General features: G+C 71.5%; 19 protein-coding genes and 1 tRNA gene. 12 read left to right on the top strand and 8 right to left on the bottom strand.

Features of this window, described 5'->3' with window-relative positions:
* Nucleotides 1-2 precede the first annotated feature (2 nt).
* The 3 genes from H489_RS27790 to H489_RS27780 are packed head-to-tail and all read left to right on the top strand — an operon-like array spanning nt 3 to nt 3,020.
* Nucleotides 3-824, top strand: coding sequence for a CDP-alcohol phosphatidyltransferase family protein (locus tag H489_RS27790; RefSeq protein WP_017887025.1), 822 nt, complete (start codon nt 3-5; stop codon nt 822-824).
* Nucleotides 821-1,744 (top strand): glycosyltransferase, encoded by a 924-nt coding sequence (locus H489_RS27785; RefSeq protein ID WP_017887024.1) that lies wholly within the window; start codon nt 821-823, stop codon nt 1,742-1,744. The genes H489_RS27790 and H489_RS27785 overlap by 4 nt, the downstream gene beginning before the upstream one ends.
* Before the next feature lie 43 nt (nt 1,745-1,787).
* Nucleotides 1,788-3,020, top strand: coding sequence for a CDP-glycerol glycerophosphotransferase family protein (locus H489_RS27780; RefSeq protein WP_017887023.1), 1,233 nt, complete (start codon nt 1,788-1,790; stop codon nt 3,018-3,020).
* 47 nt (nt 3,021-3,067) lie between these two features.
* Here H489_RS27780 and H489_RS27775 read toward each other — a convergent pair whose 3' ends face one another.
* The 4 genes from H489_RS27775 to H489_RS27760 all read right to left on the bottom strand — a co-directional run bounded on the left by H489_RS27775 (nt 3,068) and on the right by H489_RS27760 (nt 5,821).
* Entirely contained in the window at nt 3,068-3,370 is a 303-nt protein-coding gene (locus H489_RS27775; protein WP_017887022.1) for a hypothetical protein, read from the bottom strand.
* Nucleotides 3,371-3,486: 116 nt separating this feature from the next.
* Complete coding sequence (locus H489_RS27770; protein WP_017887021.1) at nt 3,487-4,257, bottom strand: ABC transporter ATP-binding protein; 771 nt, start codon at nt 4,255-4,257, stop codon at nt 3,487-3,489.
* The gene (locus H489_RS27765) at nt 4,257-5,081 is read right to left on the bottom strand and encodes an ABC transporter permease (RefSeq protein WP_017887020.1); all 825 of its coding nucleotides are present in this window, start codon (nt 5,079-5,081) and stop codon (nt 4,257-4,259) included. Before H489_RS27765 ends, H489_RS27770 begins: the two co-directional genes overlap by 1 nt.
* A gap of 44 nt (nt 5,082-5,125) precedes the next feature.
* Nucleotides 5,126-5,821 carry an NTP transferase domain-containing protein gene (locus tag H489_RS27760; RefSeq protein WP_017887019.1) on the bottom strand — a complete coding sequence of 232 codons (696 nt, stop codon included), beginning with the start codon at nt 5,819-5,821 and terminating at the stop codon, nt 5,126-5,128.
* 297 nt (nt 5,822-6,118) lie between these two features.
* Here H489_RS27760 and H489_RS0118940 point away from each other — a divergent pair, with 297 nt between their 5' ends.
* The 3 genes from H489_RS0118940 to H489_RS27750 all read left to right on the top strand — a co-directional run bounded on the left by H489_RS0118940 (nt 6,119) and on the right by H489_RS27750 (nt 9,306).
* Entirely contained in the window at nt 6,119-7,393 is a 1,275-nt protein-coding gene (locus tag H489_RS0118940; protein ID WP_235045675.1) for an ABC transporter ATP-binding protein, read from the top strand.
* Nucleotides 7,369-8,940 carry a hypothetical protein gene (locus H489_RS27755; RefSeq protein WP_017887017.1) on the top strand — a complete coding sequence of 524 codons (1,572 nt, stop codon included), beginning with the start codon at nt 7,369-7,371 and terminating at the stop codon, nt 8,938-8,940. The genes H489_RS0118940 and H489_RS27755 overlap by 25 nt, the downstream gene beginning before the upstream one ends.
* A 105-nt stretch (nt 8,941-9,045) precedes the next feature.
* Complete coding sequence (locus H489_RS27750) at nt 9,046-9,306, top strand: DUF3039 domain-containing protein (RefSeq protein ID WP_017887016.1); 261 nt, start codon at nt 9,046-9,048, stop codon at nt 9,304-9,306.
* Between the two features lie 189 nt (nt 9,307-9,495).
* Here H489_RS27750 and H489_RS27745 read toward each other — a convergent pair whose 3' ends face one another.
* Nucleotides 9,496-10,953 carry a nicotinate phosphoribosyltransferase gene (locus H489_RS27745; RefSeq protein WP_017887015.1) on the bottom strand — a complete coding sequence of 486 codons (1,458 nt, stop codon included), beginning with the start codon at nt 10,951-10,953 and terminating at the stop codon, nt 9,496-9,498.
* A gap of 115 nt (nt 10,954-11,068) precedes the next feature.
* On the opposite strand from H489_RS27745, the gene murI reads away from it, so the two are divergent.
* The 3 genes from murI to rdgB are packed head-to-tail and all read left to right on the top strand — an operon-like array spanning nt 11,069 to nt 13,238.
* The gene (gene murI, locus H489_RS27740) at nt 11,069-11,914 is read left to right on the top strand and encodes a glutamate racemase (RefSeq protein ID WP_031259647.1); all 846 of its coding nucleotides are present in this window, start codon (nt 11,069-11,071) and stop codon (nt 11,912-11,914) included.
* Nucleotides 11,911-12,648 carry a ribonuclease PH gene (rph, locus tag H489_RS27735; protein WP_017887013.1) on the top strand — a complete coding sequence of 246 codons (738 nt, stop codon included), beginning with the start codon at nt 11,911-11,913 and terminating at the stop codon, nt 12,646-12,648. The genes murI and rph overlap by 4 nt, the downstream gene beginning before the upstream one ends.
* Entirely contained in the window at nt 12,645-13,238 is a 594-nt protein-coding gene (gene rdgB, locus H489_RS27730) for an RdgB/HAM1 family non-canonical purine NTP pyrophosphatase (RefSeq protein ID WP_017887012.1), read from the top strand. Before rph ends, rdgB begins: the two co-directional genes overlap by 4 nt.
* 118 nt (nt 13,239-13,356) lie before the next feature.
* Here rdgB and H489_RS27725 read toward each other — a convergent pair whose 3' ends face one another.
* The 3 genes from H489_RS27725 to H489_RS27715 form a co-directional block, all read right to left on the bottom strand.
* Nucleotides 13,357-14,064 (bottom strand): DedA family protein, encoded by a 708-nt coding sequence (locus H489_RS27725; RefSeq protein WP_017887011.1) that lies wholly within the window; start codon nt 14,062-14,064, stop codon nt 13,357-13,359.
* Nucleotides 14,065-14,209: 145 nt separating this feature from the next.
* Nucleotides 14,210-14,290 (bottom strand) — tRNA-Leu (locus H489_RS27720).
* Nucleotides 14,291-14,502: 212 nt separating this feature from the next.
* Nucleotides 14,503-15,810 carry an MFS transporter gene (locus H489_RS27715; protein WP_017887010.1) on the bottom strand — a complete coding sequence of 436 codons (1,308 nt, stop codon included), beginning with the start codon at nt 15,808-15,810 and terminating at the stop codon, nt 14,503-14,505.
* Nucleotides 15,811-15,866: 56 nt separating this feature from the next.
* Here H489_RS27715 and mnmA point away from each other — a divergent pair, with 56 nt between their 5' ends.
* The 3 genes from mnmA (at nt 15,867) to H489_RS27700 (ending at nt 20,925) form a co-directional block, all read left to right on the top strand.
* Nucleotides 15,867-16,973: a tRNA 2-thiouridine(34) synthase MnmA gene (gene mnmA / locus H489_RS27710; RefSeq protein WP_031259645.1), complete on the top strand. Its 1,107-nt coding sequence runs from the start codon at nt 15,867-15,869 to the stop codon at nt 16,971-16,973.
* A gap of 66 nt (nt 16,974-17,039) precedes the next feature.
* Nucleotides 17,040-19,370, top strand: coding sequence for an NAD-dependent DNA ligase LigA (gene ligA, locus H489_RS27705; RefSeq protein ID WP_017887008.1), 2,331 nt, complete (start codon nt 17,040-17,042; stop codon nt 19,368-19,370).
* Nucleotides 19,371-19,548: 178 nt separating this feature from the next.
* The gene (locus tag H489_RS27700; protein WP_071251179.1) at nt 19,549-20,925 is read left to right on the top strand and encodes an alpha/beta hydrolase; all 1,377 of its coding nucleotides are present in this window, start codon (nt 19,549-19,551) and stop codon (nt 20,923-20,925) included.
* Nucleotides 20,926-21,049: the final 124 nt, after the last annotated feature.

The raw sequence follows: 21,049 nt of genomic DNA, 5'->3' as shown, positions 1-21,049 counted from the left end.
GAATGACCGACCAGCCCACGACCGGCCGCGGATCCGCACGGCCGACCTCGATCGCCGAACTCCGCGCCGTCGCCCAGCCGGACGAGGTCCGTGCGCGCGCCAACGCCGAGCACTGGACCGCATCGCTGTACCTGCGCGACGTCTCGCCGTACCTGACCTGGGTGCTCCTGAAGACCCGTGTCAGTGCGAACCAGGTCACCGGCCTGATGATCCTGGTCGGGTGGAGCGTCGCTGCCGCCCTGCTGATCCCGGGCATCTGGGGCGCGGCACTGGCGCTGGTGCTCGGCCAGCTGCAGATGCTCGTCGACTGCTCCGACGGTGAGGTCGCACGGTGGCGTGGCACCAAGTCGCCCGCCGGTGTGTTCCTGGACAAGGTCGGGCACTACACGACCGAGGGGTTGATCCCGGTCGCGTTCGGCATCCGGGCCGCCACGTGGCCGATCCACGACGCGGACTGGATGTGGACCACGATCGGCTGCGCACTCGGCCTGGTCATCGTGCTGAACAAGGCCCTCAACGACATGGTGCACGTGGCCCGCGCGAACGCCGGGCTCGACAAGCTGGTCGACCGGCGGGACGCCTCCACCGCGCCGTCCGGCCGCAAGCTCGCCTCGCTCCGCCGACTGGCGAAGTTCCTGCCGTTCCACCGTCTGTACCACTCGGTCGAGCTGAGCATGCTCGCCTTCGTCTTCGCCCTGGTCGCCCTGGTGATCGGCGACCCGCTGGCCAGCCGGATCCTGGTCGGTGCACTGCTGCCGCTGGCCGTGCTCGCGACGGCCGGGCACTTCCTGGCGATCATCGCGTCGAAGCGGGTCAAGGCGTGACCGAGGGCACGACCGTCCCCGGCACCGGCCGTCGCCACGCGGTGGTGCACCGCGAACGACCGCGCGTCGCCGTCGTGAGCCTGTCGCAGGGCACCCGGCCGGACGACCTGCGCCGCGGTCTGGACAGTGTGCTCGCGCAGCAGGGTGTTGAGCTCGACGTCGTCTGCGTCGGCAACGGCTGGGCGCCGACCGGGCTGCCGGACGGCGTGCGCGCGCTGGCCCTGCCCGAGAACGTCGGGATCCCGGCGGGGCGGAACGCCGGGGCCGAGGCGGTCGACGGCGACTACGTGTTCTTCCTCGACGACGACGCATCCGTGCCGTCGCCGACGTTCCTGCGTGACGCGGTCGCGCTGTTCGAGCACGACCCGTCGCTGGGCCTCGTGCAACCACGGGTCGTCGACCCCACGGGCGCCGCGAACCCGCGCCGGTGGGTGCCGCGCATCCGCAAGGGCGAACCGGACCACTCGTCGCCGGTCTTCTCGGTCTGGGAAGGCGCCGTCGTGCTGCCGATGGACGTGTACCGGGTCGTCGGTGGCTGGGGCGCCGAGTACTTCTACGCCCACGAGGGCATCGAGCTCGCCTGGCGCGTCTGGGACGCCGGGCGACGGACCTGGTACGCCGGGGACCTCGTCGCGCACCACCCCGCTATCGACCCGGCACGGCACGCCGAGTACTACCGGTTGAACGCCCGCAACCGGGTGTGGCTCGCTCGCCGGAACCTGCCGGCGGTGCTGCGGCCGCTGTACGTCGGGTCGTGGGCCGTGATCCAGGTCGCGCGTTGGTGGCGTCATCCCCGCCGGCTGGCCACCTGGTTCGGAGCGATCCGTGAAGGCTGGACGACCGACTGCGGACCGGCCCGCCCGATGGGCTGGCTCACAGTCGCACGGATGACCATCGCAGGGCGGCCACCGGTCGTCTGACCCGTCAGCCCCGTCCCGCCAGAGCAGACCCGGAAGAAGCACCATGTCGATCATCAGCGACCTACGGACCGCACTGCGGCTCGCCGAGCGACTCCTGACGTCACGCCGGAGCCGTCGTCAGCTCGCACAGCGACTGCCGTCCGCGCGGCAGCCGAAGCCCGGTTCGATCGAGATCGCCGTGTACTTCGCCGACGGCCCGGTCAACATGTACCAGGTGCGTCAGTGGTACGCACCGCTGGCCGAGCTCGCGAAGACGCACCCGGTGGCGATCATCTCGCGGAGCCCGGGGACCATGCTGACGCTGCTCGACGAGTCGCCCGTGCCCGCGGTCTACGCCCGGCAGGTGGTCGACCTCGAGCACTTCGTCGACACCCAGGCGCCGAAGGTAGTGCTGTACGTCAACCAGAACGCCCGCAACTTCCAGATGATGCGGTACGGGCGGATGTGGCACGTCTTCGTCAACCACGGCGAGAGCGACAAGATGTACATGACCACGAACCAGTTCAAGGCGTACGACTACGCCCTGGTCGCGGGCGATGCCGCGCGTGACCGACTGGCCGAGGCGCTGTGGGACTACGACCTGGACGCCCGGACGATCGCGATCGGACGCCCACAGGCCGACCACTTCGCCGGAGCGGCTCCGTACCCGGACGACGACCGGACCGTCGTGCTCTACGCCCCGACGTGGGAGGGCGACCGCGGCGCCGCGGCGTACGGGTCGATCGCGTCGCACGGCACGGTCATCGCGGACCAGGTGCTCGCGTCGCCCCGACACCGTCTGGTGTACCGCCCGCACCCGCGCAGCGGCGTGCTCGACCCGGCGTACCGCGCGGCGCACGTACGGATCGTCGCGGCGATCAGCGCCGCGAACACCGCCGACCCTGCGGCGCACCACCTGTACGACGACGGTGGTGACCTGGGCTGGCAGCTGGCGGACGCCGACGTGGCGATCACCGACATCAGCGCGATGATCTACGACCGGCTCGCGGTGGGCAAGCCGCTCATCGTCACGCGTCCGGTCTCGCCCGAGGCCGACGTCGACGAGCGTGGGTACCTGAGCGACGCGAACTGGTTGACCGCGGCCGACGCCACATCGGTGATCGCCCGCGTCGACGCCGCTGCGAGCGACGCCGAGGAGCTCGCACGTCTGCAGCACTGGGTCGCCCGGTACTTCGGCGACACGACGCCGGGCGCCGCCACGGAGCGGTTCCACGCCGCCGTGGAGTGGCTGCTGGAACGGTGGCGGACCGTCGCCGCCGAACGCGACGGGCGCTGACGCTCCGTCGTCACCCCGGATCTCCGGTGCCGGGTGCTCGGGCCGCGTCACGGCTGGAGGCCCGGCCCGACGAGCGACATCCGCCAGAGGTACTCGGAGCGGTCGGGTCGGCGCCACCGCACGATGACGACCCCGGTGTCCTCGGGGTCGGCACCGAAGACCGCCAGGGACAGCGAACGGCCCGGGTCGAGGCGACGCACCGCGAGCGGTGGGCAGTAGCCGTTGCCCAGATGGGTGAGGGAGAGCCCGTCGACCGGCTCGGAGCCGGTGTTGACGAGGTCGTACCGGCGCGGTGCGTGCGATCGGTCGACGGCGAACGGGACGGCGTACGCGGTTGGTGGGTGGTGCATGGGGGGAACGTTAGGGGGAGGGTCCGACGGCGGGACCCCGGTTGCGGCCACGAGGACCGGGGGCTGTGGAGGGGGCCACCGGTGCGCGCGTTCGTGCGGGGGAGTACCCCGGCCGGTCAGGAGCCGTAGTCCGCCGCGTACCGGGCGAGCGCGGCCTCGATGGTGCCGTCGAGCTGCAGACGACCCTTGTCGAGGTAGAGCCCGCGATCGCAGAAACGACGGAGGTCCTTGTCGCTGTGGGAGACGAAGAACAGCGTCCGACCGCCGGCCAGGAGCTCCTCGATGCGCTTGTAGCACTTCTCGCGGAAGGCCTTGTCGCCCACGGCCAGGACCTCGTCGACCAGGATGACCGGTTCGTCGAGCCGGGAGATCACGGCGAACGCGATGCGGACCTTCATGCCGCTCGACAGGTGCTTGTACGGGGTGTCGACGAAGTCCGCGATCTCGGCGAACTCGATGATCTCGTCGAAGGCATCGCGGATCTCGGCCCGTGACATGCCGTGCAGACCGGCCGTCAGGTACACGTTGTCCCGGACCGTGAGGTCGCCGACGAACCCACCGGTGATCTCGATGAGCGGCGCGACGCCGGCGCCCACGTCGACGCGGCCCTCGTCGGGCAACATGACCTGGGCCACCAGCTTCAGCAGGGTCGACTTGCCCTGGCCGTTCCGTCCCACGACCCCGATCGCCTCGCCCGGGCGGACGTCGAACGACACGTTGCGCAGGGCCCAGAACTCGTCGGCGCGCTTGCGGCGTCCACGCCCGGCGAACAGGTCCTTGAAGTTCCGGCTCGCCCGACGGTTGCGTTTGAAGCAGATGCCGGCGCCGCGGACGGAGATGACCGGTGCGACGGTCTCGGTGCGCCGGGTCTGGTCGGTCGCGGTCATCACAGCTCCTTCAGCACGCGGTGCTCGCTGCGGCGGAACACCGCGAACCCGATCACGAGCACGATGCCGGTCACGACCACCGACGCGCAGACCTCGAGCCAGTCGAGCTGGCCCGGGAAGAACGCCGCACGGTACATGCCGAAGATGCCGGTGAGCGGGTTGACCGCGGCGATGTCGCGCAGTGCAGAGGGCAGCGCGTGGGTGCCGTAGATGATCGGGGACGCGTAGAACAGGAACCGCAGGACGAGCTTGGTGGCCCGCTCGAGGTCGCGGAAGAAGACCACGAGCGGCGCGACGATGAGCCCCAGGCCGTAGACCAGCGCGCACTGCAGCACGATCGCCAACGGGAAGAACACGACCTGCCAGTGCAGGTGCGCACCCGTCGCGATCGCGAAGGCCGCCAGGACCGGCAGGCTCAGCAGGAACTCGATGCCCTTCGACGCGTCGATCCGTGCCACCCAGATCGTGCGGGGGATGGTGGTGGAGCGGATGAGCTTCGATTCCTTGATGAACGCCCGGGTGGAGTCCGAGACCCCGCCGGTGAACCACATCCACGGCAGCAGCGCGGACAGCAGGAACACGATGTACGGATCTTCACCGACGGAACCGCGGTGGAAGACCTGCGTGAAGACGAACCAGTAGATCCCCGACATCACGAGCGGGTCGAGGATCGACCACACGTAGCCGAGCGCTGACGTCGAGTAGCGGACGCGGAGGTCGCGGACGGTCAGCAGCCAGAGGGCCTGACGATAGCGCCGACCGGCGCTCCGGGCGCTCGCAGGTGCGGCAGCCGCGGGCGCGGTCGGCGCACTCGCTGTGGTCACGGTTTCCCTTCGGGCGGAACCGCCGAGGGGTCCTGACGGGTGGTTCAGGCGAACAGGTTGTTCGCGCGCTCGAGGTCCTCGGCGAAGTCGATCTCGACCGCGTACAGGTCGGAGATGTCGATCGGCGTCCAGCGTAGCCCGTCCTCGGCGATGGCAGCTTCGATGCCGCCCTCGAAGTACTCCTGGTCGTCGACGCGACCGAGCTGACGGATGAGGGCCTGCTTGTCGGCCGCGGAGACGTAGTTGATCCCGACGGCTTCGCCGAGACCCCCGACGACCTGCTTGGACAGCTTGTGGATGAAGCCCTCGGCGTCGACCGTGTACTTGACCTCTTCGTCGGAGACCTTGTCGGTGTTGACGCTGACGAAGGAACGGCCTTCGTCGATCATGTCGGCCGCGCGGACGAGCGCCATCGGGTCGAAGACCACGTCGCCGTTCATCCAGAGGACACCGCTCTTGCCGGTGGCCTTGAGCGCGCGCAGCAGGCTCTTCGAGGTGTTCGTGGAGTCGTACGACTCGTTGTAGACGAAGTTCGCTTCGGGGAAGGCCTCGACGATGTGCTCCGACTTGTAGCCGACGACGATCGTCACGCGGGCGCTCGAACCGAACGCGGCGCGGATGTTGTCGAACTGCTGCTGCATGATGGTGCGGCCGTCACTGAGCTCCGTGAGCGGCTTCGGCAGGCTGCGGCCGAGCCGGCTGCCCATCCCCGCTGCGAGGATCACGATCTGCGTGGTCATGCTGGTCCCTTCTGGTGTCCGCCCGCGCACCCTGGGGTACGGGCGGGCCTCGTCGAGTCTGCGCTTCCAACGTCCGAGTTGCCCGAGAACCGGTCGCGTCGACGTGGAAGTCGCTGCGAGGAGGCCGCCGGGATCGCCTGCTGGAGCAGGTTTCCAAGTGGTGAACACTCCTTCGTGCCCTGGTGAATGATACGGAAACACCCCCTCGCTGGGTACGGGTCGGCGCGCTTCGTACTCAATTCGTGACCCTGGCCGACTCGGTCCCCGCCGGTCGGAGAGCGTTGGTACGGTGGGTCGATGCCAGCGCGAGCAGAGAACGAGGACGTGTACGCCACGGCCGACGCTGCCTGGATGACCGAGGCGGGGGACGCCGACGACGCGGACACCGCCGCGGCTGCGGAGGACGCAGCAGACGACGACACGGGGGACACGGATGCGGACGACACCGCCACTGATGACGCGATGACCGGCGAGACGACGGTCACCCGCACCGGGGAGACGACGGGCGCCAGCACCGTCGAGACGACGGGCACCCGCGCCGACGGCGTGACGGACGCCCGCTCCGACGAGGCTTCGGGCCCGGCAGACGCCCCGACCCCGGCAGCCGCGCCGCGCCCCGCGAAGGCGCGCGGCGGCAAGGGACGCACCAAGCGCCCGACGAAGGCCGCCCCGCGGACCGAGGCCGAGCCTCCCGCGCCGACGGCCGCCGACGACGCGACGGGCGACGCCGACCAGGCGACCAGCGCCGCTTCGCCCGCGGTGAAGAAGCGTGCACCCCGCGCCGCCGCGCCGAAGCAACCCCAGACGCTCCAGCCCGTGGTGCTCGCGGCGAGCGGCCTGGTGAAGCGGTACGGACAGACCCTGGCCGTCGACGAGGTGGACCTCGAGATCCGGCAGGGCTCGATCTTCGGCGTGGTCGGCCCGAACGGCGCCGGCAAGACGACGACCCTCTCGATGATCACCGGACTGCTGCGCCCCGACGCCGGCTCGGTGACCGTGCTCGACCACGACGTGTGGGCCGACCCCACGGCCGCGAAGCGGAGCCTCGGGGTCCTGCCGGACCGGCTCCGCCTGTTCGACCGGCTGACCGGTGCGCAGCTGCTGTACTACTCGGCCACGCTCCGCGGGCTCGATGGCACCACCGCCCGGAAGCGCAGCGCCGACCTCGCCGAGGCCTTCGGGCTGGGCGAGGCGCTCGGACGCCAGGTCGCCGACTACTCCGTCGGCATGGCGAAGAAGATCGCCCTGGCCGCGACCCTCATCCACTCACCGCGGGTGCTCGTGCTCGACGAGCCGTTCGAGTCGGTCGACCCGGTGAGCGCCGCGACGATCACGGACATCCTGCGCCGCTACACCCGGGGCGGCGGCACCGTGGTGCTGTCGAGCCACTCGATGGAGCTCGTGCAGCGCACCTGCGACTCGGTCGCCATCATCGTCGGCGGCAAGGTCCTGGCGTCCGGCACCATGGCCCAGGTCCGCGGCCGCAAGAGCCTCGAGGACAAGTTCGTCGAACTCGCCGGCGGTCGTGTCGTCGCAGAGAGCATGGAATGGTTGCACAGCTTCTCCGGCTGAGGGCGGACCTGCTCGCGGGCGAGGTCCGCGGCACCGCCCGCCGTTCCGTCGCCGTCGTGCTCGCCAGCCTCGTCGGTCTCCTCGCCGCCGTGTTCGTCGCGTCGCGGACGATCGCGCTCGGCGATGCCGACCCGGACGTCGCACGCGCCGTGGTCGTGCCCGTCGGCACCCTGATCGCCTTCGGGTTCACGGTCGTGCCACTCGTCGTCGGGCGGAGCGACCAGCTCGACCCGCGGCGCTTCGCCGTGTTCGGGATCGAGCGACGTCGCCTGGCGATCGGGCTCGTGGTCGCCGGACTCGTCGGCATCCCCGTCATCGGTGTGCTCGTCGTCGCGGCCGGTCAGGTCGTCGCCTGGGCCCGTGACCCCGGGCTCGGACTGCTCGCGGTCGTCGGTGGTCTGCTCGGCGTCGCGACCTGCGCGTTGCTGATCCGGGTGTGCTGCACCGTCGGTTCGCGGCTGATCGGCCCGGACCGCTCCCGGGACGCCGGGTGGCTGGTGGCCCTCGTCATCGTCGTCCTCTCGATCCCGACGGTGGCGCTGTTGCTGCGCGTCGAGTGGCTCGACCCGCAGGGCGCCGAGATGCAGCGCGTCGCGGACGTCGCCGGGTGGACCCCCTGGGGCGCCGCCTGGGCCGTGCCGGCCGAGGTCGCGAGCGGCCACGTCGGTGCCGGCCTCCTGAAGCTCCTGATCGCGGTCGTCGTCGTCGCACTCCTCGCGTGGGCGTGGTGGTCGCTCGTCGGCCGTGCCCTCGAGACCGTCGACGACCGACCCCGCACTCGCCGGTACCAGGGCCTCGGCTGGTTCGACCGCTTCGGGTCGGCCCCGGTGTCCGCCGTCGCCGCCCGGGCGCTCACCTACTGGGTGCGCGACCCGCGGTACCGCACGTCGTACCTGATCATCCTGCTCGTGCCGATCGTCGTGATCCCGCTCGGTGTCGCCGGGGTGCCGTGGCAGTGGACCGCGCTCGTGCCGCTGCCGCTGATGGCCCTCATCGCCGGGTTCCTGCCGCACAACGACGTCTCCTACGACAACACGGCCGTGTGGCTGCACGTCGCCTCCGGTGCGCCCGGGTGGAGCGATCGGCTCGGTCGCGTCGTGCCCGTGCTGGTCGTGGGAGCGCCCGCGATCGTCGCCGGCGCCGCGCTCTCCGCACGGCTGTTCGGCGACTGGGCGGCGTTCCCGCTGCTCATCGGTGTGAGTGCGAGTGCACTGCTGTCCGGCCTCGGGCTGTCGAGCGTCCTGTCGGTGCTGATGCCGTACCCGACGGTGCGCCCGGGCGATCACCCGTTCCAGCAGCCGCAGGCCGCCGGCGTCACGGCGACGGTGGCGCAGGCCTCCATGGTGATCGGCATCGTGCTCTGCACGGTCCCCGCCGCCTGTCTCGCGGTGCTCGCCGTCGTGCAGGGTCCGGAGCCGTGGTCGGTGCTGACGCTCCTGGTGGGCATCGGGGTCGGTGCCGTCGTGCTCGTCATCGGTGTCTCCGTCGGCGGACGCCTGTTCGACCGACGCGGCCCCGACCTGCTCGCCGCGGCACAGCGCAACTAGCGGCACGACGCAACCAGTGGCACAGCGCGACTAACGGCCCAGCGGCACAGCGCGACGAGCGGGACGGGCGGCGCGCCCGAGGGCGGACCGTCGTACCCTGGAGCCATGAGCATGACGGAACCAGGCGGCGGCCTCGACGTGATGGACCGGGAGCTCGAGAAGCTCCTCGAAGAAGAAGCGATCGAACCCGGTGACCACGAGCGGTTCTCGCACTACGTCAAGAAGGACAAGATCCTGCAGTCGGCCCTGTCCGGCAAGCCGGTCAAGGCCCTGTGCGGCAAGAAGTGGATCCCGGGCCGCGACCCGGAGAAGTTCCCGGTCTGCCCGGACTGCAAGGCGATCTACGAGAAGATGAAGTCCGAGTAGACGCGACCGACAGGCGGACAGGAGGCCCGTGGCGACGCCGCCACGGGCCTCCTGTCCGTCTGCCGCGTCCGCCGGCTGCGCATCGTGAGCAGAAGCGGTCGGGTCGCCGTCGGGCAGGCGACCATTCCTGCTCACCAAGCGGGGGACGCGACGCGACGCGACACGATGTGCGCGGCGCGCGCCGCGACGTCAGATCACGAGGGTCGGGATGGCGGGGTCGCCACGTCCGATGCGCGACGCGTCGGCGGGCAGTTCCGCCTTCGCGCGCTTGTGGTGCGCGCGTGCGGCCTCGACGCCCTGCGTGCCGAGGAACGCCGGGTCGACCTCGCCGCCGGTGACGACGGGGACGAGGAGCGGTCGCTCATCCGGACCGACCTGCGCTCCGGTGAGCACGACCTCGGCGGTGGCGACGCCGTTGCGGAGGCGTCGCCCCGCCTCCTTCCGGCCGCCGATCGACGCCTTGTCGGCCGACTTCTTGGCGACGGGGACCCAGTCACCGCCGTCGGCGTCCCGGTGTGCGACGAGCTTGAACACCATGCCGGCGGCGGGGTGCCCCGAGCCGGAGACCACCGAGGTCCCGACGCCGTACGAGTCCACCGGGGCGGCTCGGAGTGCGGCGATCGTGTACTCGTCGAGGTCGTTCGTCACCGTGATCTTCGTGCTCGTCGCGCCGAGCCGGTCGAGCTGTGCGCGCACCGCGGCGACGACCGACGGCAGGTCACCGCTGTCGATCCGGACGCCGCCGAGCTTGCCGTCGGTGAGCCGGACGGCGGTCTCCACGGCTGCCTCGATGTCGTAGGTGTCGACGAGCAGGGTCGTGGCGTTGCCGAGCGCGTCGAGCTGCGAGCGGAAGGCCTGCTCCTCGGAGTCGTGCAGCAGCGTGAAGGCGTGCGCGGCGGTGCCCATCGTCGGGATGCCCCAGGTGCGCCCGGCCTCGAGGTTGCTCGTCGCGCCGAACCCGGCGATGTACGCGGCACGGGCGGCGGCGACGGCGTTCCACTCGCCAGTGCGGCGGGAACCCATCTCGGCGAGCGGGCGGCCGTCTGCGGCGGAGACCATGCGGGCGGCGGCCGAGGCGATCGCGGAGTCCGCGTTGTAGATGCTCAGCGCGAGGGTCTCGAGCACGACTGCCTCGGCGAAGGTGCCCTCGATCTGCAGGATGGGGGAGTTCGGGAAGTACACCTCGCCCTCGCGGTACGCCCGGACGTCGCCGGTGAACCGGTAGTCGGCGAGCCACGCCGCGGTACCGGCGTCGATGACGCCGCGGTCGCGCAGGAACCCGATCTCCTCGTCGCCGAAGCGGAAGTCGCCGAGGGCGGTGAGGAAGCGTCCGGAGTTCGGGAAGTACACCTCGCCCTCGCGGTACGCCCGGACGTCGCCGGTGAACCGGTAGTCGGCGAGCCACGCCGCGGTACCGGCGTCGATGACGCCGCGGTCGCGCAGGAACCCGATCTCCTCGTCGCCGAAGCGGAAGTCGCCGAGGGCGGTGAGGAAGCGTCCGAGGCCGGCCGCGACACCGTAGCGGCGGCCGTCCGGCAGCCGCCGGGCGAACACCTCGAAGACGCATCGCCGGTCGGCGGTCCCGTCCTTCAGGGCCGCGTCGACCATGGTGAGTTCGTACTGGTCCGTCAGGAGCGCGCTGGTCACGTCTCCGACACTAGTGACGTGCCGGTGGGGAGGCCCGGATCACCCCGTGCGCCCGGCCAGCGTGGCGCGCGTGGTCGCGTCGGTGGTCGTCGGCGGGCGTCGGTACGCTGGTGCCGTGACGGATGCACCGATCGGAGTCTTCGACAGCGGGGTCGGTGGGCTCACGGTGGCCCGCGCCATCATCGACCAGCTCCCGCGCGAGAGCATCCGGTACGTCGGGGACACCGTGCACTCGCCCTACGGTCCGAAGCCCATCGCGGACGTCCGCCGCTACGCGCTCGAGGTCATGGACGACCTGGTCGAGCAGGGTGTCAAGGCGCTGGTGATCGCGTGCAACACCGCCTCGTCCGCCGTGCTCCGGGACGCCCGCGAACGCTACGAGCAGGCGTACGGCATCCCGGTGGTCGAGGTCATCCAGCCGGCTGCCCGCGCCGCCGTCAAGCAGACCCGGACGGGCCGCATCGGGGTCATCGGCACCGTCGGCACCATCGCGTCGCGCGCCTACGAGGACGCCTTCGCGGTCGCCGCCGACGTCAGGCTGACCACGGCCGCGTGCCCGCGGTTCGTCGAGTTCGTCGAGGCGGGTGACACCTCGTCGCCGTCGCTCCGTGCGGTCGCGGCCGGGTACCTCGACCCGATCCGCGCCGCCGACGTCGACACCCTGGTGCTCGGCTGCACCCACTACCCGCTGATGTCCGCCGCGATCCAGTTCGTCATGGGTCCGGAGGTCACGCTCGTCTCCAGCGCCGAGGAGACCGCGAACGACGTCTACCGCCGACTCGTGGAGCACGGGCTCGAGCGCACCGCGACCACCGCCCCGACCTACTCGTTCGAGGCGACGGGCGACGACAAGAACGGCTTCATCCGGCTCGCCCGGCGCTTCCTCGGACCCGAGGTCTCGAGCGTCGGCCACCTCCAGACGGGGGCCATCACGCTGCCCCGCACCGAAAGGACCCCATGACCGACACACTCCGCGTCGACGGCCGCACCGCCAACGACCACCGTCCCGTCACGATCGAGCGGGGGTGGAGCTCGCAGGCCGAGGGCAGCGCGCTCATCTCGTTCGGTGACACCAGGGTGCTCTGCACCGCGTCGTTCACCAACGGCGTGCCCCGCTGGCTCGCCGGCAAGGGCACCGGCTGGGTCACCGCCGAGTACTCGATGCTGCCGCGGTCGACGAACGAGCGCATGCAGCGCGAGTCCATCAAGGGCAAGGTCGGCGGCCGCACGCACGAGATCTCCCGCCTGATCGGCCGGTCGCTCCGGGCCGTCGTCGACACGAAGGCCCTGGGCGAGAACACCCTGGTCATCGACTGCGACGTGCTGCAGGCCGACGGCGGCACCCGCACGGCGTCGATCACGGGCGCGTACGTCGCGATGGTCGACGCGATCGAGTGGGGCCGCGCCAAGGGCTTCATCGCGAAGAAGGCCACGCCGCTCACCGACAGCGTGCAGGCGATCTCGGTCGGGATCGTCAAGGGCGAGCCGATGCTCGACCTGGCCTACACCGAGGACTCCGCCGCCGACACCGACATGAACATCGTCACGACGGGGTCGGGCAAGTTCATCGAGGTGCAGGGCACCGCCGAGCACGCGCCGTTCGACCGCGACGAGCTGAACGTCCTGCTCGACCTGGGCCTGGCCGGCAACCAGTCGCTCGCGGCGATCCAGCGTTCGGTCCTGGGCCTGGCGTGACGTCCCGCGAGGTGGTGCTGGCCACCCACAACCAGGGCAAGGTCGTCGAACTGCGCGAGATCCTCGGGTCGGCGTTGGGCGAGGGCGTCGAACTCGTCGGGTACGACGGTCCGGAGCCGGTCGAGGACGGCGACAGCTACGCGGCGAACGCCCTGATCAAGGCCCGTGCCGCGGTCGCCCACACCGGGCTGCCGGCGCTCGCCGACGACTCTGGGATCGCCGTCGACGCACTCGACGGCGCACCGGGCATCCACTCGGCCCGGTACGCCGGCACCCGGTCGGACGCCGACAACATCGCGATGCTGCTGCAGAACCTGGACGGCGTCGTCGAGCGCACCGCCGCCTTCGTGTGCGCGGCCGCGTTCGTGACACCCGACGGTCAGGAGCACGTGGTCGAGGCCGTCTGGAACGGCGAGGTCCTGACCGAACCCGTCGGCGACGGCGGCCACGGCTACGACCCGGTGTTCCGGCCGGACGACGCGGATCGTTCGTCGGCGGAGCTCACCCGCGACGAGAAGAACGCGCTGTCGCACCGCAGCAAGGCGTTCCGCGGGATCGCGCCGGTCGTCCGGGAGCACTTCGGCGTCTGAGCGCCGGCGCCCGTTCCGTTCCGAACGACCGAAGTCGCCCCGGACCACGCGATCACGTGGTCCGGGGCGACTTCGTTGTCCGTCGACGCGCGGACGCGCCGGACAGTCGGTGCTGCGACTAGAGCGTCGGGTCGACCGTCGGGGTCGCGGCGGCCTCGGCCTCGTTCGCGTGCTTCGCCTTGCGGGCGTTGCGCAGGTACGTCAGCGCCATCGGCACGACGGTCACGACGACGGCGGCCAGCAGGATGATGTCGATGTACTCGCGGACGATGTGCGCCACGAAGGGGATGTGCCCGATGAAGTACCCGAGGAACGTCACCCCGACGCCCCAGACCACGGCGCCGATGGCGTTGTAGAGCGAGTACTTCTTGTAGTCCATCCGGCCGACGCCCGCGGCGATCGGGGCAAAGGTGCGGACGACCGGCACGAAGCGCGCCAGGATCACGGCGAGGGGGCCGAAGCGGTGGAAGAACGCGTTGGTGCGCTCGACGTTGGCCTTCGAGAAGAGCCCGCTGTCCTTGCGTTCGAAGATCGGTGGCCCGGCCTTCTTGCCGATGTAGTACCCGAGCTCGCCGCCGAGGAACGCGGCAGCGCCGATCATCAGCGCTGCGACCCAGATCGGGATGCCGCCGATCTCGCCGCCGCGGTCGAAGGCGAACAGGCCGGTGATGACCAGCAGGCTGTCGCCCGGGAAGATGAAGCCGATGAGCAGACCGGTCTCGGCGAACACGATCGCGCAGACCACGAGCACGGCGATGGCCCCGAAGTGGTCGAGGATGTACTGCGGATCGAGCCACGGGATCAGGGCGAGTGCGACGGAGTGCATGGTTCTTCCGGTCGTGGAGGCGGGGGTCACGGGGAGGACACCCGCGGGACGAGGGTACCGCCCGGGAGTGGCCGGGCCATCCCTCGCGGGAATGACCTGCTCGAGGCGTGCGGATGACCGCAACCGTGTGGCAGGGGGGACTCGGTGCGGAAGGAGGGACTCGAACCCTCACGCCTGGGGCACAGGAACCTAAATCCTGCGTGTCTACCGATTCCACCACTCCCGCGAGCAGCGGCAGTCTACCGAGCGTGGGGTGCGCGGCGGACGTGCACCGGGCCTCCAGGCCGTGGGACGCACTGTGCGCGATCCGCGACCCGGTGCGAGCTCGGCGGCTGGGTGCGGCACTGCGGATGCGCACGGTGCGGTCAACGGCGCACGGAGCGGAGGAGCGCGCACGGTGCGCCACGAAGCGACAGCGCGCACGGTGCGCGCCGTGCGTCAGCGCAACGGGCGCGGCAGGTACCGGGGCACGTAGCGGAGCAGGATGCCCGCGCCGACCAGGCCGAGCACGCCCATGACCCCGCTCGCGACCGCGATGGAGGCGACGGCGGTCACGCCGGAGATGAGGAGCGGTGCCGCCGCCGACCCGAAGTCGCCGGTGAACCGCCACGCCCCCAGGAACGGTGCCGGGGCGTCGCGCGGGGCGAGGTCCGCGCCGAGCGTCATGAGGATGCCGGAACCGACGCCGTTCGCCAGCGACATGCCCATCGCGATCGCGACGAACCAGCCGACCCGGGCGTCCAGGTGGCCGCTCCAGGCGAGCAGGAAGTAGCTGATGCTCAGGCCGAGCATGCAGGGCAGGGCGCTCGCGAGCCGCCCCCAGCGGTCCATGATCTGCCCGCTCGTGTAGAACAGCGCGAAGTCGACCGCTCCGGCGATGCCGATCACCAGCGCCGCGGTCGAGTCGTCGAGGCCGACGCTCACCGCCCACAGCGGCAGGATCACCTGCCGCCCGGCGCGCATCGCGCCGATCAGGCCGGCGCCGCTGCCGAGCCGTAGCAGGACCGCCCCGTTCGCGCGGATGGTGCGGAAGAGTCCCTGCGCCTCCTGCTGGACGAACTGCGCGCCCGTGTCGGCGGGCGGTTCGGTCGCGTGGTCGCTCGCGTCCGCCCCGTGGCCGGTCGACCGCCTGGAGGCTCGTGGCGGCAACCGCAGACCGCGTGTGCCCGTCGCCGGGTCGCGCAGCACCAGGAGCACGACCGCTGCCGCCAGGCAGCAGACGACGTGGATCCAGAAGGCGCTGCTGGTGGTGCCGGTCAGGTGGATGACACCGGCGGCGATGAACGGCCCGACGAAGTAGCCGAAGCGGAAGACGCCGCCGAGGCTCGACAACGCCCTGGCGCGGATCCGCAGCGGGATCGCGGTGGTCATATAGGCGTGCCGAGCGAGGGCGAAGACCGCGGTGGAGACACCGACCAGGAACACCCCGAGTGCCAGGACCCAGGCGTTCGTGGCCGTCGTGGCGACCACGAGCCCGACCACCGAGACGAGTGCGGCGCCGATCATCGCATTCCGCTCACCGATGCGGGCGACGACGATGCCGGACGGCACGTCGCCGATGAGCTCGCCGACCAGGATGAGCGAGGCGACGAAGCCCGCGAACGCCAGGCTGGCACCGAGCGAGTCGGCGGCGATCGGGATGATCGGGATGATCGCGCCCTCGCCGATCGCGAAGAGCGCTGCGGGCAGGAACCCGGACAGCAGGACGGACCGGAAGTCGAATGAGTCGTTCCCCGTCGTGGCCATCGCTCGACCAACCGTACGCCAGCGGTACCGCTTCGTCGGCGGGTTACCCTGGGGGCATGCGTGTTCTTGCGGCGATGAGCGGTGGTGTCGACTCGGCGGTGGCCGCAGCCCGGGCGGTCGACGCCGGCCACGACGTGGTGGGCGTGCACCTGGCCCTGAGCCGGATGCCCGGCACCCTGCGCACCGGCAGCCGCGGGTGCTGCACCATCGAGGACTCGATGGACGCCCAGCGCGCCGCGTCGGCCCTCGGGATCCCGTACTACGTGTGGGACTTCTCGGCCCGGTTCAAGGAGGACGTCGTCGACGACTTCGTGGCCGAGTACCAGGCCGGCCGCACCCCGAACCCCTGCATGCGCTGCAACGAGCGGATCAAGTTCGCGGCGCTGCTCGAGAAGGCCCTGGCCCTGGGCTTCGACGCCGTCGCGACCGGGCACTACGCCTCGATCGTCACCGGCCCGGACGGCTCCCGCGAGCTGCACCGGTCGGCCGCCTGGGCGAAGGACCAGTCGTACGTGCTCGGGGTCCTGACCGCCGAGCAGCTGCAGCACGCCATGTTCCCGCTCGGCGCGACCCCGTCGAAGGACGAGGTCCGGGCCGAGGCCGCCGAGCGCGGGCTGACGGTCGCCCAGAAGCCGGACTCGTACGACATCTGCTTCATCCCGGACGGCGACACCCGCGGCTGGCTGGCGGACCGCGTCGGCACGGCTCCCGGCGAGGTCGTCGAGCGGGACGGCACGGTCGTCGGCTCGCACGAGGGCGCGACCGGCTACACCGTCGGACAGCGTCGCGGCCTGGCCCTCGGTCGTCCGGCGCCGGACGGCAAGCCGCGGTTCGTGCTCGAGATCCGCCCGAAGGACAACACCGTCGTCGTCGGCCCGAAGGAAGCCCTCGCCGTCACCTCGATGTCGGGCTCGCGCTTCACCTGGGCGGGCACGGCGCCGGCTGACCCGGCCACGCCGTTCGCCTGCGACGTGCAGATCCGCGCGCACGCCGACCCGGTGCCGGCGACCGCCCGGGTGCAGGACGACGTGCTCGTGATCGACGTCGACGAGCCGCTGCACGGGGTCGCTCCCGGACAGACGGCCGTGGTCTACGTCGGCACGCGGGTGCTCGGCCAGTGCACGATCGACACCACGGTCAGCGCCGTCCCCGTCGACGCCTGACCCCGCCGCTCCCGGGGCACACGCCCGCTGCACGCCGCGTCGGTGGTGCACGGTAGAACTGATGCCATGAGCGAGACCGACGCGACGTTCGAGACCATCGACCCCGACGGGCTCGACGCCGCCCAGGCCGCGCGAGAAGTCGACCGGTTGCGCGCCCGCGTCAACGAGCTGCGGCACGACTACTACGAGGGCAACGCCTCGCCCCTGTCCGACGCCGACTACGACGCGCTGGTGCACCGCCTCGACGCGATCGAGCGGCGGTTCCCGGAACTCGTGACGCCCGACAGCCCGACGCAGACCGTGGGCGGGCAGGCACAGACGACGCAGTTCGCCCCCGTCGAGCACGCCGAACGCATGCTCTCGCTCGACAACGTGTTCAGCCCCGACGAACTGACCGAGTGGGGCGTCAAGGTGCAGCGGGACGCCGGCGCCGAGCGGGTGCGGTTCCTGACCGAGTTGAAGATCGACGGTCTGGCGATCAACCTGCGGTACGAGCACGGTCGGCTCGTCTCGGCGGCCACCCGCGGCGACGGCGTGGTCGGCGAGGACGTCACCGGCAACGTCCGCACGATGGGCACGATCCCGGACCGCCTGTCCGGCACCGGTCACCCGCCCCTGGTCGAGGTCCGGGGCGAGATCTTCTTCCCGGTCGCCGAGTTCGACGAGCTGAACGCCAACCAGCGCGAAGCGGGGGAGCGGGTGTTCGCCAACCCGCGCAACGCCGCCGCCGGGTCGCTCCGCCAGAAGGAAGAAGGCAAGTCCGAGGCGAAGCGGGCACTGATGGTCGACCGGTTGCGGCGTCTGCGGATGCTCGTGCACGGCATCGGCGCGTGGCCCGTCCGTGAACTCGAGCAGGGCACCGACGTCCGCAGCCAGTCCGAGGTGTACGAGCTCCTGCAGACCTGGGGACTGCCGACGAGCAGCCACTACCGGGTGTTCGACACCATCGACGAGGTCAACGGCTTCGTCCGCACCACGGGGGAACGCCGATCGTCGGTCGAGCACCAGATCGACGGCGTCGTCGTCAAGGTCGACGACCTCGCCCTGCACGAAGAACTCGGGTCGACCTCGCGTGCGCCGCGGTGGGCGATCGCGTACAAGTACCCGCCGGAAGAAGTCCACACGACGCTCACCGACATCGTGGTCAGCGTCGGTCGGACCGGCCGTGCCACCCCGTTCGCCGTGATGGCCCCGGCCGAGGTCGCGGGGTCCGTCGTCCGCCAGGCCACACTGCACAACCAGCAGGTCGTCAAGGCGAAGGGCGTGCTGATCGGGGACACCGTCGTGCTGCGGAAGGCCGGCGACGTCATCCCTGAGGTCCTGGGCCCGGTGGTCGAGCTCCGCGACGGCTCCGAGCGCGAGTTCGTGATGCCGACCCACTGCCCCGAGTGCGGCACGGAGCTCGCCCCGGCGAAGGAAGGCGACATCGACCTGCGCTGCCCGAACGCGAAGAGCTGCCCGGCGCAGGTGCGCGGCCGGGTCGAGCACATCGCCTCGCGCGGGTCGCTCGACATCGAGGGGCTCGGCGAGGTCGCGGCCGCGGCTCTGACGCAGCCGCTCCGCCCGGAGACCCCGCCGCTCGTGACCGAGGCCGGACTGTTCGACCTGACGCTGCAGGACATCGTCCCGATCGAGGTCATCGTCCGCGACGCCGAGACCGGCATGGAGAAGGTCGACGACGACGGCACACCCAAGCGCGTCACGCCGTTCAGCCGGGCGCGCAAGAAGACCGACCCGCCGTTCGACCCCGGAGCACGCGGTGCCGACTACACCGGTGAGCCGAGCCGCTACCCGTCGAAGAACGCGTTCGAGATGCTCGCGAACATCGACGCCGCGAAGACGAAGCCGCTGTGGCGGATCCTGGTCGGCCTGAGCATCCGCCACGTCGGACCCGTCGCCGCCCGTGCCCTGGCGAACCACTTCGGCTCCCTCGACGCCATCCGGTCGGCCTCGCGCGAGGACCTCGCCGCCGTCGACGGGGTGGGCGGCATCATCGCCGACGCCCTGCTCGCCTGGTTCGAGGTCGACTGGCACCGCGAGATCATCGACCGGTGGACCGCGGCCGGCGTGCAGTTCACCACCCCGGGCCACCCCGGCCCCGGCAGCGCCGAGGTCGAGGGCGGCGTGCTGAGCGGCGTCACCGTCGTCGCGACCGGTTCACTCGAGGGCTACACGCGCGAAGGTGCGCTCGAGGCCATCATGACCGCCGGCGGCAAGGCGGCCTCGAGCGTGAGCAAGAAGACCGACTTCGTGGCCGCCGGACCGGGAGCCGGTTCGAAGCTCACGAAGGCCGAACAGCTCGGGGTCCGGATCATCGACGCCGAGCAGTTCCACCTGCTCGTCACCGAAGGGCCTGCGGCGCTCGCCGAGCCGGAGGCGCCCGCGACCGAGGACTGAGCGGGGCGCGAGCACACGGGATCCCATCCGCTGCGCGCGGCGCGGAGCCGACGGCGCCCAGTCCGGGGGACAAGTTGCATCACGCATGGATGATCCGCGGACATCTCCGTAGACTCGGCGGAGCATCACCCGTCGTCTGCAGGGGGACGTCGGGACGGCCTTCCCGGGGGAGATCCGATTGTTGCTCATCGCCGCGGCTCTGCTCACCGCCTCGATGCACTCGCTCGGAGTGATCGAGGCCCCGGGCGTGCCCCCGGTCCCGGTCGCCAGGGCCACCGCCGTCGCAACGGCCCCGTCACGCATCGTGCCGCTCGACGACCTCACCGTCGTCGCCACGTCGGCGTCGCTGCGACGGGTCGGGGTCGACGACCTCGCCGTCGCCCACGGGCGGGCGTTCGTCGAGGACCTCGGTGCACTCGGGCCCGCAGCCCTGCGCCGTGCGGCCACTGACCGCCGCGTCGTGGCAGCCGTGCAGGACGACCCCCCGCCCGCCCAGACCGTCGCGCAGTGGTGGTCGCACCTGCCCGCCGACGAGCAGGACCGCCTCCTCGTGCACGCACCTGCTCTGGTCGGCAACCTCGAGGGCGTGCCCTACGTCGTCCGCGACCAGGCGAACCGCGCGACGCTGCACTCCGGTCTCGCCGACGCCCACGTCGGTGCCGCCCGGGCCGCGATGCTCGGGCAGGTGCGGGACTCGCTGGTGCACGAACCGGGTGACCCGCGGCGCTTCCTCGTGACGCTGGACACCCGGGACTCCGGGCGTGCGGCGATCAGCATCGGTGACCTCGACACTGCGGCCGACGTCACCGTCGTGGTGCCGGGCATGTTCTTCACGGTCACCGGACAGATGACCGACTTCACGAACACGGCGAACGACCTGTCCAGCGAGCAGGCCACCCTCGCGCCGCTCGCCGCGACCGGCAACGGGTCGGGTGTCGCCGTGGTCGCCTGGATGGGGTACCGCACGCCGGACCTGTCCAACATCATGTCGCTCGAACTCGCGCGGACCGGGGCCCAGCGGCTCGAACGGACCGTCGCCGGACTGCGTGCGCTCCGCGCGGACGACCGACCGCGGGTCAACATCGTCGCGCACTCGTACGGGTCGACGGCGGCGATGATGGCCCTGGCGTCGGGCCGGATGACCGCGGACACCCTGACGGTCCTCGGGTCACCGGGCAGCGACGTCCGCTCCGCGTCCGACCTCGCCGTCGCCACCGGGCAGGTCTTCGTCGGCGGCGCGCACAGCGACCCCATCGCGGGCTCCGGGTACTTCGGCACCGACCCCGGCGGAGCCTCGTTCGGGTCCACCGTGCTCGACCTGGCCGGCGGCGCCGACGCCCTGTCCGCCGGGGACGTGTTCCGCCGACCGGTCGGGCACAACGACTACCTGAAGCCCGGAACGGCGTCGCTGCACGACGTCGCCCTGATCGGGATCGGGCGCGGGGACCTGGTGCGCGAGCAGATCCGGCGCGGACGGTCGGGTGGTGACGGCATCGTCGGTGCCTCGCCGGACATGTACCTCGTGCGCCCGCAGGACCTGCAGCCCCGTGACTGACGGGCCGTGACTGACGGGCCGTGCCCGACGGGCGGTGCCCTGCGGATCCTGACGACGCGGTGAGCGTGACCCGATCGTGACCGCCGGCCGACGTGCCGGGGCCGCCGCGGGCCTCCCGGCCGGA

Origin of the sequence: Curtobacterium flaccumfaciens UCD-AKU, from assembly GCF_000349565.1 — a bacterium.
GTDB lineage: Bacteria > Actinomycetota > Actinomycetes > Actinomycetales > Microbacteriaceae > Curtobacterium > Curtobacterium poinsettiae.
The sequence above is the reverse complement of the archived record's forward strand: the minus strand, read 5'-3'. Positions and strand labels throughout refer to the sequence as shown.